At 41.7% G+C, this 12,950-nt stretch carries 15 protein-coding genes; 11 read left to right on the top strand and 4 right to left on the bottom strand.

The annotated features are described in order from the left end of the window. The first annotated feature begins 184 nt into the window (after positions 1–184). On the top strand, positions 185–928 hold the full coding sequence (locus H3302_RS06845) for a YciK family oxidoreductase (protein WP_036968874.1): 744 nt from the start codon (positions 185–187) through the stop codon (positions 926–928). A 35-nt stretch (positions 929–963) separates the two neighbouring features. Here the strand turns inward: H3302_RS06845 and rluB are convergent, their stop codons facing one another. The 3 genes from rluB to H3302_RS06830 form a co-directional block, all read right to left on the bottom strand. Further along, positions 964–1,836 (bottom strand): 23S rRNA pseudouridine(2605) synthase RluB, encoded by an 873-nt coding sequence (gene rluB, locus H3302_RS06840; RefSeq protein WP_036968876.1) that lies wholly within the window; start codon positions 1,834–1,836, stop codon positions 964–966. Beyond that, positions 1,833–2,423 carry an SMC-Scp complex subunit ScpB gene (gene scpB, locus H3302_RS06835; protein ID WP_036968879.1) on the bottom strand — a complete coding sequence of 197 codons (591 nt, stop codon included), beginning with the start codon at positions 2,421–2,423 and terminating at the stop codon, positions 1,833–1,835. The genes rluB and scpB overlap by 4 nt, the downstream gene beginning before the upstream one ends. 240 nt (positions 2,424–2,663) lie before the next feature. After that, on the bottom strand, positions 2,664–3,098 hold the full coding sequence (locus tag H3302_RS06830) for a hypothetical protein (protein WP_036968882.1): 435 nt from the start codon (positions 3,096–3,098) through the stop codon (positions 2,664–2,666). Between the two features lie 247 nt (positions 3,099–3,345). Between H3302_RS06830 and xthA the strand changes: the two genes are divergently transcribed. From xthA to H3302_RS06815, 3 genes are read left to right on the top strand one after another with little or no spacing between them, the layout of a single operon-like run. Then, entirely contained in the window at positions 3,346–4,155 is an 810-nt protein-coding gene (xthA, locus tag H3302_RS06825) for an exodeoxyribonuclease III (RefSeq protein ID WP_182396292.1), read from the top strand. Then, a complete protein-coding gene (locus H3302_RS06820) occupies positions 4,152–4,802 on the top strand; it encodes an energy-coupling factor ABC transporter permease (RefSeq protein WP_182396291.1) in 651 nt (216 codons plus the stop codon). The genes xthA and H3302_RS06820 overlap by 4 nt, the downstream gene beginning before the upstream one ends. Then, positions 4,799–5,596: a putative RNA methyltransferase gene (locus H3302_RS06815; RefSeq protein WP_182396290.1), complete on the top strand. Its 798-nt coding sequence runs from the start codon at positions 4,799–4,801 to the stop codon at positions 5,594–5,596. The genes H3302_RS06820 and H3302_RS06815 overlap by 4 nt, the downstream gene beginning before the upstream one ends. Here the strand turns inward: H3302_RS06815 and yfbV are convergent. Further along, a complete protein-coding gene (gene yfbV, locus H3302_RS06810) occupies positions 5,593–6,039 on the bottom strand; it encodes a terminus macrodomain insulation protein YfbV (protein WP_036968894.1) in 447 nt (148 codons plus the stop codon). The two genes, H3302_RS06815 and yfbV, sit on opposite strands and share 4 nt — an antisense overlap. A gap of 272 nt (positions 6,040–6,311) precedes the next feature. Between yfbV and H3302_RS06805 the strand changes: the two genes are divergently transcribed. The 7 genes from H3302_RS06805 to H3302_RS06775 all read left to right on the top strand — a co-directional run bounded on the left by H3302_RS06805 (position 6,312) and on the right by H3302_RS06775 (position 12,950). Further along, positions 6,312–7,526 (top strand): acetate kinase, encoded by a 1,215-nt coding sequence (locus H3302_RS06805; RefSeq protein WP_074988315.1) that lies wholly within the window; start codon positions 6,312–6,314, stop codon positions 7,524–7,526. Between the two features lie 2 nt (positions 7,527–7,528). Continuing rightward, positions 7,529–9,685, top strand: coding sequence for a phosphate acetyltransferase (gene pta / locus H3302_RS06800; RefSeq protein ID WP_036968900.1), 2,157 nt, complete (start codon positions 7,529–7,531; stop codon positions 9,683–9,685). A gap of 210 nt (positions 9,686–9,895) precedes the next feature. Beyond that, positions 9,896–10,288 carry an ACT domain-containing protein gene (locus tag H3302_RS06795; protein WP_036968903.1) on the top strand — a complete coding sequence of 131 codons (393 nt, stop codon included), beginning with the start codon at positions 9,896–9,898 and terminating at the stop codon, positions 10,286–10,288. Between the two features lie 4 nt (positions 10,289–10,292). After that, positions 10,293–10,790: a PTS glucose transporter subunit IIA gene (locus tag H3302_RS06790; RefSeq protein ID WP_075593652.1), complete on the top strand. Its 498-nt coding sequence runs from the start codon at positions 10,293–10,295 to the stop codon at positions 10,788–10,790. A 5-nt stretch (positions 10,791–10,795) separates the two neighbouring features. Beyond that, positions 10,796–11,140 carry an ArsC family reductase gene (locus H3302_RS06785; protein WP_036968906.1) on the top strand — a complete coding sequence of 115 codons (345 nt, stop codon included), beginning with the start codon at positions 10,796–10,798 and terminating at the stop codon, positions 11,138–11,140. After that, positions 11,140–12,270 (top strand): succinyl-diaminopimelate desuccinylase, encoded by a 1,131-nt coding sequence (gene dapE / locus H3302_RS06780; RefSeq protein ID WP_036968908.1) that lies wholly within the window; start codon positions 11,140–11,142, stop codon positions 12,268–12,270. Before H3302_RS06785 ends, dapE begins: the two co-directional genes overlap by 1 nt. Then, on the top strand, positions 12,267–12,950 hold the full coding sequence (locus H3302_RS06775; RefSeq protein ID WP_182396289.1) for a M15 family metallopeptidase: 684 nt from the start codon (positions 12,267–12,269) through the stop codon (positions 12,948–12,950). The genes dapE and H3302_RS06775 overlap by 4 nt, the downstream gene beginning before the upstream one ends.

Below are 12,950 nucleotides of genomic sequence, written 5' to 3'. Positions count from 1 at the left end.
ATAAAAGTAGTCGCTAGACTGCCTTTAGTTAAGTTAATTTAATGTAATTAGGTTATTAATAAGACATTAGACCAGTTAAAGTTAACGTAAAGTTTCATTTTTCGCCACCTTAATTTGCAATAAATTCGATAACTTGGCTTTTTGCTATGGTAAAATAGAAAAAAATGTAATCAATGGTACTTTTATGCACACATATAAAGCTGCTGAGAATGCGCTAAAAGACAAAGTAATTCTAATAACAGGTGCCGGTGATGGTATTGGTCGCGTTGCCGCATTAACCTATGCAAAGCAGGGTGCCACTGTTATTTTACTTGGAAAAACAACCAGTAAACTTGAAGCTGTTTACGATGAAATTATCAATGCGGGTGGTCCACAACCTGCTATTGTGCCAATGGACTTAAAAGGCGCAACTAAGCAAAACTACCGTGATCTAGCTGCTACTATAGAACAACAATTTGGTAAATTAGACGGACTACTCAATAACGCTGGAATTTTAGGGTCGCTCGGCCCGCTTGAGCACTTTTGCGTTTCAACTTTCGAAAATATCATGAAAGTTAATGTGACAGCGCAAGCTATGATCACTAAATATATGTTCCCAGTACTTCGTAAATCGCCGAGTGCTTCTGTGATATTCACATCGTCAGGCGTTGGCCGTAAAGGGCGTGAGTTTTGGGGAGCATATGCTATTTCAAAATTTGCAGTTGAAGGGATGATGCAAACATGGGCATCTGAAGTGGGTAAAACTAATATCCGTATTAACTGTATTAACCCTGGTGCAACGCGGACAGCCATGCGCGCGTCTGCCTACCCAGGTGAAGACAGAGATAAATTGGCTACTGCAGAAGATTTAATGCCAACCTATTTATATCTGATGAGTGATGATTCTAAAGAAGTGAATGGTCAATCACTTGATGCACAGCAAAAATAAAAAACGCGGGTATTAAACCCGCGCTTTACTGTTTATTAACGGCGCTTAGTTTGTTTAACGCGATGATTATGCTTTTTAACCGCTTTACGAATTTGATTAATCTTAGCGCGCTTCTCTTTACGCTTATCTGGGATTGCAGATAGCTTAGTTTGTGTCTCACGACCTAGCTGTACTGTTTTACGTAAATAATTCACTGTGTCTAGGTCAAGCTCTGCCCATCCACCTTGCGGTAAACGTTTATCAAGTTCTAACTTACCATAGCGAATACGGATCAAACGAGACACTTCAACATCTTGTGACTGCCACAAACGACGCACTTCGCGGTTACGACCTTCAGTTAATGTCACATTAAACCAACGGTTAATGCCTTCTCCACCCATCGGCTTTATATTTAAAAATTTCGCAGGGCCATCTTCAAGCTCAACCCCTTTGGTCAAATTGCGTAACGTTTCGTTAGTAACTTCACCAAATACACGCGCCGAGTACTCACGTTCTACTTCATAACTTGGGTGCATCAAACGATTAGCCAGTTCACCGTCATTGGTAAACAACATTAAGCCAGCCGTATTAATATCTAGGCGCCCGACCGCAATCCAGCGATCACCATCAACACGAGGGAGACGATCGAATACTGTGCGTCGGCCTTCTGGGTCTTTACGTGTACATAACTCACCTTCTGGCTTGTTATACATTAATACACGACAAATACGCTCTGCCTTATCTTCAATTTTTACTACATGACCGTCGACACGAATTACATCAGTTGGTTCAACACGATCACCTAAACGGGCAACCTTACCATTTACACTCACGCGATTTGCATCAATGTATTTTTCCATTTCGCGGCGCGAACCCACACCCGCTCTCGCCAACACTTTTTGTAACTTTTCAGTTTCTACTGTACTCATTCAGATAGTTCTCTCACAGAAGGATCACTCAATAGCTGGTTGATTTTACTTTCCTGAGTGTCAGGCAAAGGCGGTAACTCATCTAAACCAGCTAATGAAAAATAGTCTAAGAAAGTGGCCGTCGTTGCATAAAGCGCCGGGCGCCCTGGCACTTCTTTGTGCCCAACAACTCTTATCCACTCTCTTTCTAATAACGTTTTAATAATTCCTGAGCCCACCGTTACACCTCGTACTTGTTCAATTTCGCCACGGGTGATTGGTTGTCGATAGGCAATCAGAGATAATGTTTCTAACAGCGCTCTTGAATATTTAGGCGCACGTTCTTGCCATAAATTCGCAAGCCAAGGCGCAAGGCTTGCACAGGCCTGAAAGCGATACCCACTGCCAACAGCAACAAGTTTTATGCCGCGAGTTTGATAATGCGTTTGAATCTGTTCAATTGCATTATTAATTCTGGGCATTGATACGCTTAACTCAGCTAAAACCGTTTCTTTTAAATGACGTTTAGACAGCGGTTTTCCAGCAACAAAAATCGCGGCTTCTATGATTTCGACAAGCTGTTCATCACTGATACGTTTTGTAGCCATTGCACCTAAAGGTCATTTTATTTCACTAACGCTCTATTATGACAGAAGTCACTGAAGGTTGGAAAATTTATTACTAAAAACCAGCGTAATTTACGCCATGCTTTTGCAGCGTGGATAAAACAGAGACCTTTTTGACAGTTTTAGTCATTAAAAAAGCGCTACAAAGAGCGCTTTTATCATTCAGAGTAAGTTATTGCGTCATTCAGCAACACTCACCTGTTTTATAAACAGTTATTTTTATTAAATTGCTGCGTTTTGGTAGCGTTTTACAAAGTCTGTCACCGCTTCGCCATTACATTTTAATGAATTTAAGTTACCTATTTTCTCACGCACAGGAGTTAAGCCTTGCTTAAGTGCTGTAATACAAAGCTGAGTTTCTTTTTGCTGGTTTTTTGCAAAAACTTCAACCTGCGCTTTTTTTGGAACATGCTGTGAAGGTGCTTTTTTAGCGAGCTCACGAATGTCAGTTCCATTGCATAAAATACTTGGTGAAAAACGTGACATTGCGATGCCATGTTTTGCTGCTTCTTTACGAGCAGCGGTAAACCCTTCATTTGCACTTAAACTACATAACTTAGATTCGATACTGTTGTCTGCAGAAAAGTAGCTCGGGTTGCTTGCTAATGTGCCAAATGAGATAGACGCAATTGAAAGCATCACTAATTGTTTTTTCATGGTTTACCTTTAAGTAGTACATAATTTGAACGGGTGTGTTCGCGCATTATATAAACAAAAATAAGCAGATCAACTGAATTATTTATTTAATTCAATAATTAATAATGAGTTAACAATACCTTTAAGAAGTTAATCAATTGTGCAACATTTATTCATAGTGTTTTTCAAAATTTGCTCATGAATAGCCGTTAGTTTGATGGTAGAATTAACCTACTCGTTCTAAACAAAAATAACTTATAGGTGCACGATGAAGGTAATTTCATTCAACATTAACGGGCTGCGTGCTCGTCTACATCAATTGCAAGCCGTTATCGATAAACATCAGCCTGATATCATTGGCTTACAAGAAATTAAAGTTCACGATGAAGCCTTCCCTCTCGAAGACGTGCAAAAAATGGGTTATCACGTTTATTTTCATGGTCAAAAAGCGCATTACGGTGTAGCTATGCTGTGTAAGCAAGAGCCAAAGTCTATTGTTAAAGGTTTTGCGACTGATACAGACGAATCACAGCGCCGTATGATCAGCGTAACTGTGACGCAAGAAAATGGCCGTGACTTAACGGTAATGAATGGTTACTTTCCGCAAGGAGACAACATTGCTCATGAAACAAAATTTCCTTATAAACGTCAGTTCTATAAAGATTTAATGACGCATTTAAATGATAACCACACGCCAGATCAAGATGTAATCGTGATGGGAGATATTAATATTTCACCGACTGACCTCGATATTGGTATCGGTGAGCCAAATCGTAAACGTTGGTTAAAAACGGGTAAATGCTCATTTCAACCTGAAGAGCGTGAATGGCTAGCCACATTATTAAATTGGGGTTTTAAAGACACGTTCCGCGAGCTTTACCCTGAAAAAACAGAGCAATATTCGTGGTTTGATTACCGCTCGAAAGGGTTTGATGACAACCGAGGACTGCGTATCGACGTTATTTTAGCAACTCCAACCCTTGCTGAGCGTTGTGTCGAATCTGGTATCGATTACGAATTACGTGGAATCGAAAAGCCATCAGATCACGCCCCTATCTGGTCTTCTTTTGACGCATGATAGAGCAATTGCAATGGCAGCTCCCTTTGTGGAGCTGTGTGGCTTTCATACTTTGGCTTAGCTTTGATAAAAACAGCTTTGCACAGCTATTGGCAACGCCAATCAGACAAATAGGTGTGCTTGCCTGTGCACTTGTGTTTGCTGTGCTGTGGCGCATAAAAGCCGGTATTTTACCTGGCCTCGAATTGCATATACTAGGGGTCAGTGCCGTTACCCTTATTTTAGGCTGGCGGTTGGCAATTTTTGCAAGTGTACTGGCAAGTGCCTTGTTGATTTTAGTGGCTCAGTTGCCCATAAGCCTTCTGCCGATTCACTTACTTTTCACTGCCTTTATACCCATTTCGCTCAGCTATCTGTGTTTTGTGCTTTGCTATACTTACTTACCAAAACACTTTTTTATCTATATCTTTTTCTGTGCTTTTTTAACTGCTGCACTCATCGCCTGTATTAAAATACTCACCAGTGGCATGCTCTATTACGTTATGGGTGAATATAGCTTGATTGAAATTTCGCAAAACTACCTAATTTTATGTGCCATAATTTGGTTTCCTGAAGCGATGCTCAATGGCATGGCTATTACCTTATTGATCACCTATCGCCCGCATTGGGTTAAAACCTTTTATGATAAGGACTACTTAGACTCATGAGTCTTCACTACCACTGCCCGCTTTGCAAACACGCACTGACTTTAACTGATAAAACATATCGCTGCGTGAATAATCACAGCTTTGATATTGCCAAAGAAGGCTACGTAAATTTATTACCCGTACAAAATAAAAAGTCGAAGCAACCGGGTGATAACCTCGACATGGTACAAGCGCGCCGCGCCTTTTTATCTGCTGGCCATTATGGCTTTTTACAACAAGCTATTGCACGCTTAGTCTCTAAATTAAAACCTGTGTCAGTAATAGATCTTGGCTGTGGTGAAGGGTTTTACACCCAAGCGATAGCGAACTCATCGAATGCAACAGTGTATGGGGTCGATATTTCGAAACCGGCAGTGAAATATGCCGCAAAACGCTATGAAAATGCCCATTTTAGTGTCGCATCAATTAGCCAATCGCCCTTTGCAGATAGTGAAGCTGATGTACTGGTAAGTGTCTTTGCCCCGCTTTTTGCAGACGAACTCGCGCGCCTTGCAAAACCCCAAAGCACATTGATTGTGGCAAGCCCCGGCCCATGGCACCTTGAAGAGTTAAAGTCGTTTATTTACGCAGATGTTAAACCACATACCCAGATAGAAGCGCCCAATGGTTTTAGCACAAAATCGACAGAGCTACTTGAGCAACAAACCGTATTAAGTGTTGAAGACATTAAGCATTTGATAATGATGACGCCATTTGCGTGGAAATTTCGCCCTGAACATTGGCAAGAAATAGAACAAAAAGGCCCACAAACAGTGACATTATCATTTTATGTGAGCCAGTTTATTCGTGACTAAAAGTGTTCTTTTGTGAAGGCTTTGTCCATTTTTTCGAACATATCTTTTAGCAGTTGAGCCAAATCAGAATAGCGTGGTTTTTCAGTCGTTAATTGCGACTGGTAACCATGCGCTTTCATTTTACTATGAAGCTCTGTGTACCAGTTAAACATTGCAGGCTCTAACCGAGTTTCTGCGCGCTTACCTAACCACAACAAACCTTGCAATGGTAATGACAGAAAAAATAATGCAATTGTAATTGCTTGTGGGAAAAATTCACTGCCTAAGTAGTTTACTTGCATAAACACAGTCAGCATTGCCAGTATAGGCATTACTGTAATGGCAAGCTCAGTGGCTTTTATCACTTTAAATTCAGCAAACAAGGGAGCAAGCTCTTGTCGCATAGGCCACTTTTTGGCGTATTGGCGACCTGTTTGCACTTGTGACATGACACTTTTTTGCATCATCACTCCTAGGTTTTCATACTGTTTCACATGTGAGTGTAACACACTCCCGGACACAATCCCTGCAAAACCTGTCCTAGTTTTTTGTTAATCAGGCTAACGTTTAACAACTAAATGAGATAAAATATTATCGGCACAAGTCAACAAGACTTTAGTATAATTACGACCTAACTCTGTTAAGTGTAGCAACAAAATATGTTTTTACTATACTGGCACAGAACACTAATTATCAAGCCGTACTCACTCTGATATTGTATTTTTAGGACTCAGCTATGCCTTTGCAACCTTGCTCACCACGCCATGTTTTAGTATTAAACTGTGGTAGTTCAAGTCTAAAGTTCGCCATTTTAGACGCCACCACCTCCGACGAAATAATTTCTGGTCTTGCTGAACGATTAGGCTCAGAAACACCTTCAATTAAGTACAAATACAAGGGCAACAAGCAAGTTATTGAACTAGCAAATGGTCAAGCACATGACGCGGCAATCGCTGAGTTAGTTAATCTGGTGAATAGTTTAGGTTTAGCAGACAACCTAATTGCTGTCGGGCATCGTGTTGTTCACGGTGGAGAACATTTCACCGAGTCAGTGCTAATCGACAACGATGTATTATCTGCGATTGAAAAAACGGCAGCCTTAGCCCCCTTGCATAACCCTGCAAATTTACTTGGTATTCGTACTGCGCAGCAGGCATTTTCAACGCTGCCACAAATTGCAGTATTTGATACCGCTTTCCATCAAACAATGCCAAATATTGCTTACTTGTATGCCCTACCTTACTCGTTATACAAAGAGCATGGCGTGAGACGATACGGCTTTCATGGTACCAGCCATTTCTATGTAGCGGGTGAAGCGGCAAAATTACTCGGCAAAGAACGCGAACAAACCAATGTGATCAGTGCTCATTTGGGTAATGGCTGTTCTGTGTGCGCCATTAAAGATGGCAACAGTGTTGATACAAGTATGGGCCTAACCCCTCTTGAAGGCCTTGTGATGGGCACGCGAAGCGGTAGCATTGACCCGGGTTTATTTACGTTCTTAACCCAGCAACTTAACTATTCTGTACAAGAAATTGATGATCTACTAAACAAACAAAGTGGTCTATTAGGTATCAGTGAGTTATCTAACGATTGTCGCACAATTGAAGAAGCGGCTGTTGCTGGTCATCAGCAGGCTAATCTTGCGCTTGATATTTTCTGCTACCGATTAGCAAAACAAATAGCCGCATTTATGGTGCCTTTGCAGCGCCTAGACGCGCTGATTTTTACCGGGGGTATTGGTGAAAACTCAGATATCATTCGCAAAAAAGTGATCACACAATTAGGCTTTTTAGGCCTTATTTGTGATGATCAAGCAAATTTAGCCGCACGCTTTGGTCACGCAGGCTTAATCACACAAGGTGATGCCTTTACAAAAGCCTTTGTTATTCCAACCAATGAAGAATGGGTAATAGCAAATGACGCAGCACGCATTGCGAAGGAGTGTTAATTATGGCTCGCAGAATAATGTTGATCCCTATTTCAACAGGGGTTGGTTTAACATCCGTTTCGGTTGGTTTAGTACGCGCACTTGAACAAAAAGCGTTAAAAGTAAACTTTTTTAAACCGATTGCACAGCCTCGTTCAGGTGATACAGGCCCCGAGAAATCAACACAAATTGTGACTCATGGCTCCCCCATCACTCCACCTAAGCCTTTTGATTTAGCCTATGCTGAGCAAATGATTGGGGATGGTAAGGGAGATGATCTACTTGAAGAAATTGTTGAACGCTTTGAAAACACCATAAAAGAAGACGAAATTGCCATCATCGAAGGCATGGTGCCAACGCGACGCCAGCCTTATGCTGGACGAGTAAACCGTGAGATAGCGCAAACTCTTGGGGCTGATATTGTCTTTGTGCTAACCCCAAGCAACGACAGTAATGATCAAATTGAAGACCGCTTAGAAATTGCTTCTGGTAACTACGGCGGCGTCAATCACCCTCGCGTATTAGGCTGTATTTTTAATAAAGTGAATGCCCCACTTGATGAAGAAGGCCGCGCACGTGCTGACCTTGTTGAAGCGCATGAACCTGAGCAACTTGAAAACGAATTAAACCGTTTAGCTTCATTGCCTATCTTTAGAAAACACCCATTTAAATTACTTGGTTCAATTCCGTGGGATTTTGATCTTGTTGCACCTCGCGTTAAAGATTTATGTGAATACTTAAAAGCGGAAGTCATTAATGAAGGTGATATGGCACACCGACGTTTACGTCACGTTACTTTTTGTGCTCGCACGGTCTCAAATATTTTAAACCATTTTACCCCAGGCGTCCTTTTGGTTACGCCCGGTGACCGCTCCGACGTACTCGTTGCTGCGTGCTTATCAGCAATGAATGGTACAAAAATTGGCGCTATATTACTCACCGGTGGTTTTAAACCTGAAGACCGTATTATGCAGTTATGTGAGCAAGCAATGGACACTGGTTTGCCTATTATTGCCACAAAAGAAGACACTTGGCGCACTTCATTGCTGCTGCACAACTTTAATATGGAAGTGCCGTGTGATGATGACCAACGTATCGATAAAGTGAAGCACCATAACGCTAGCCACATCGACTCTGACTGGCTAGATAGTCTTGCGAAAAGCGTCGGTCGCACCCGAAAAATGTCACCGCCAGCGTTCCGTTTCTTATTAACAGACAAAGCACGCCAAGCGAACAAAACGGTCGTGTTACCCGAAGGTAATGAGCCACGTACAATTAAAGCTGCCGCAATTTGTGGCCAACGCGGGATTGCCAAAACCATTCTCCTTGGTGATAAAGAAGAGATTTTACGTATTGCACAACAGCAAGGTGTTGAGCTTAACGACCATGTAACCATTGTTGAACCTAAAGATGTGATCAACGAGTATGTTGCACCTATGGTAGAAATTCGTAAAAGCAAGGGCCTAACAGAAGTCGTTGCACAAGAACAACTGCTTGATAACGTTGTACTTGGTACGATGATGCTCGAACAAGGCAAAGTAGATGGATTAGTATCAGGGGCCGTTAATACCACTGCTAATACGATTCGCCCGCCATTACAACTTATTAAAACAGCACCAGGCTCGTCATTAGTATCATCGGTGTTTTTCATGTTGTTACCTGATCAAGTGCTAGTCTATGGTGACTGTGCTATTAACCCAGATCCAACGGCTGAACAACTCGCCGATATTGCGATTCAATCAGCTGACTCTGCTGCTGCATTTGGCATTGAACCCCGTGTTGCGATGATCAGTTACAGTACTGGCACATCTGGTTCAGGAGCTGACGTTGAAAAAGTGCGTGAAGCCACCAAGTTAGCGCAGCAAAAACGCCCTGATCTCATCATTGACGGTCCTCTTCAATACGATGCCGCAATTATGGAAAATGTCGCAATTAAGAAAGCGCCTGACAGCCCTGTTGCGGGTAAAGCAACTGTCTTTGTGTTCCCAGATCTTAATACCGGTAATACAACCTACAAAGCAGTACAACGAAGTGCAGAACTCATCAGTATAGGGCCTATGCTGCAAGGTATGCGTAAACCTGTGAATGACTTAAGTCGTGGTGCATTAGTTGACGATATTGTCTACACAATTGCCCTTACGGCGATTCAAGCAAAACAGGCAGAAAGCTTACTAAAATAACCCCTCAAAAATTAGGCTAGTTTATAATTCACTTATAAATTAGCCTGTTACCTTCTTTATACTGAGCTATTCCCATATTTATCCACAGATTCTGTGGACAACCTTCCAGCCCCTCTTTGACTAAAAACACGGCAACTAAATTTATTGCGCTTTAACTTACTCGTATTTATATATACTATAAATTTAAAGGCGACCTAGATAGGATTACAGATGTCAAAACAAACGCTACAGCTTCATAGTACAGAACTTACGATTCATAGCCTTGATGTCAATGACACAATTGATCCTGCCTTACTTCAACAAGCCATTTTTTTTATTGCTAAAACTGCTGACGAATTATCGATTGTTTGTCCGAGTAGTTTTGAACTTCAAAGCCTTGATCAAGAGACTGATTGGCTAGCACTTGAAGTGATTGGTCCATTGGGCTTTTCACTAACGGGGATAATGGCAAATATTTCTGGGGTATTAGCAAAAGCCTCTATTTCAATTTTTGCGTTATCAACGTATGACACTGATTATGTATTGGTAAAAAAACAAAGTATGCCAAAAGCCATAACTGCGCTAAAAAAAGACGGCTACCATGTACTCGGTGAGCAAAAGTAATCCCATGAGTAACGACGTAAAATACTTGCCTGAACGTACGCTAAGAAAAAGCCAAATAATGGCCATTAAAAGCCCTTTTAGCGGTCGGGTAAAACCAATAACAGAACACCCTGAGCCCTTTTTTCGGTTTTCGACATTGGGTCCGGGGATTTCTGTTGAGCTCACAAGTCATAACATTATTGCACCGTTTGATGGCACCTTATTACAAGTTAAAAATGCGGGTAAAGAATACCTATTACAAGCAAACAATGGCCTGAAAATTTTAATAAATTTATATTTTTCATCTGAAGATGATCACATTAATCACACCAACATTGCTAAATTAAACGGCAATAAAATTTCCCAAGGCGAACGCTTAGCGTATTTCGATTTACGTGAATTAACGCGCCCAATGATAGGCACACTGTGTGTGTTGAATGCAGCAAACCTTGGACCGCTTTATTTTTCGTTATCTCAGGTCACCGCTGGGGTAGATACATTACTAACAGTAACTAAAAAGTAGAATTTATGACGATCATGTATGGTATCAGCAATTGCGATACAATTAAAAAAGCCAAGAAATATTTATCTGATAAAAATTATGACTTTACTTTTCATGACTATCGAAAAGACGGCATTAGTATCGACCTTATCACCGAATTCGCACAACATATAGATTGGCAAGAACTCGTCAATAAGCGTGGAACAACCTACCGTCAACTCACTGATGAACAAAAACAAAATTTAGATAAAGAAAGCGCTTTAGCACTCCTTGTCGCGCAGCCAGCAATGATAAAACGTCCAGTACTGATTCATAACGGTCAGTATCATTTAGGGTTTAAAGCTGCTCAATACGACGAGATTTTTGCCTAATGACTGATCCCGTTATTGAATTAGCCCAAGCACTCATCCAACGAGAATCGGTCACCCCTGACGATGCAGGCTGCCAAGCGCTTATGAACGAACGCCTAGAAAAGCTAGGGTTTAATATTGAGTCGCTATTTTTTACCGACACGCTAAATACGTGGGCAAGAAAAGGGACTGAGTCTCCCCACTTTTGTTTTGCCGGACATACCGATGTTGTCCCGACAGGCCCAGAAAAAAATTGGCAATTCCCACCTTTTTCAGCCCTTATTAAAGACGGTATGCTTCATGGCCGTGGTGCTGCAGATATGAAAGGCTCTTTAGCAGCAATGGTTATCGCAACTGAGCGCTTTGTTGCTAAACACCCTGACCATAAAGGCTCCATATCATTTTTAATCACCTCTGACGAGGAAGGCCCATTTATCAATGGTACAACCCGAGTGATTGATACACTCGAAGCACGTGGTGAAAAGATTGATATGTGCTTGGTCGGCGAACCGTCTTCGCGTGATGTGCTCGCAGATGTTGTAAAAAATGGCCGCCGAGGCTCTCTCACAGGGTTTTTAACTGTCAAAGGAGTGCAAGGACACGTTGCCTACCCTCACCTTGCTGAAAACCCCATCCATTTAGCTGCCCCAGTTCTTGCAGAACTGAGCCAAACTCAGTGGGATGAAGGCAATGCGTTTTTTCCAGCGACCAGTTTCCAAGTATCAAACATTAATGGTGGCACCGGTGCCGGCAATGTCATCCCTGGTGAGTTAGACATTCAATTTAATTTTAGGTTTAGCACCGAAGTAACCTATGAAGAACTACAACAACGCGTTGTTAAAATTGTTGAAAAGCATGGCTTAAACTACGAATTAAGCTGGATTGTTAATGGCTTACCTTTTTTAACCGACCACGGTCCGCTCGTCGACGCAACGGTAAACGCCATTAAACACGTTACGGGTCGCGATACTGCACTTGAAACCACAGGCGGTACGTCTGATGGACGTTTTATCGCACAGACAGGTGCCAAAGTCATTGAACTTGGTCCTCGCAACGACACAATTCATAAAGTAAATGAATGCGTGAGCTGTGACGACCTCATTCAACTTGCAAAAATATACGAAACCATTCTCGAGCAATTGTTAACATGAGTCAGCCCGATTTACTGCAATGCGTTACAGGGTCAAGTAGCTCACATTTAGTTGAGCTGCAGAACCACCGTTTACATGCAGATATTGTTACCGACTTTTTAGCATTACAACAAGGCGCTAAAAGGACTGGAATTGAGCTTAGAATTGCCTCAAGTTTTCGTGATTTTACGCGCCAAAGTGCAATTTGGAATGCTAAATTTAAAGGCCTTCGCCCTGTTTATACCCTTGAACAAGAAACCGTTGACCTATCGGCATTGAGCGATGCTGAAAAATGCCACGCAATTATGCTTTATTCAGCCTTACCCGGTGCTAGTCGACATCATTTTGGTACCGATTTAGATATTTACGACACTGCAGCCATCAGTGATAGTTACCAACTGCAATTAAGCCCCGAAGAGTATTCAACTTCTGGGCCATTTGCTAGATTAACAGCGTGGCTTGATGATAATCTCGAGAAATATGGCTTTTTTCGTCCATACCGAGAGTACATGGGTGGCGTTGCACCTGAACCATGGCATATCAGCCATATAGCGCAGTCAGCAAACATGATGCAGTACCTTTCTATCGACACATTACAACAGCGCATAACTGAGAGTGACTTATGTGGCAAAAAAGCCATTTTATCCGAGTTAAACAGTTTATATGAACGCTACGTATTAAATGTAAATAGCCCACAATAA

Origin of the sequence: Pseudoalteromonas sp. MT33b (assembly GCF_014117385.1) — a bacterium.
Lineage (GTDB): Bacteria > Pseudomonadota > Gammaproteobacteria > Enterobacterales > Alteromonadaceae > Pseudoalteromonas > Pseudoalteromonas lipolytica.
The sequence above is the reverse complement of the archived record's forward strand: the minus strand, read 5'-3'. Positions and strand labels throughout refer to the sequence as shown.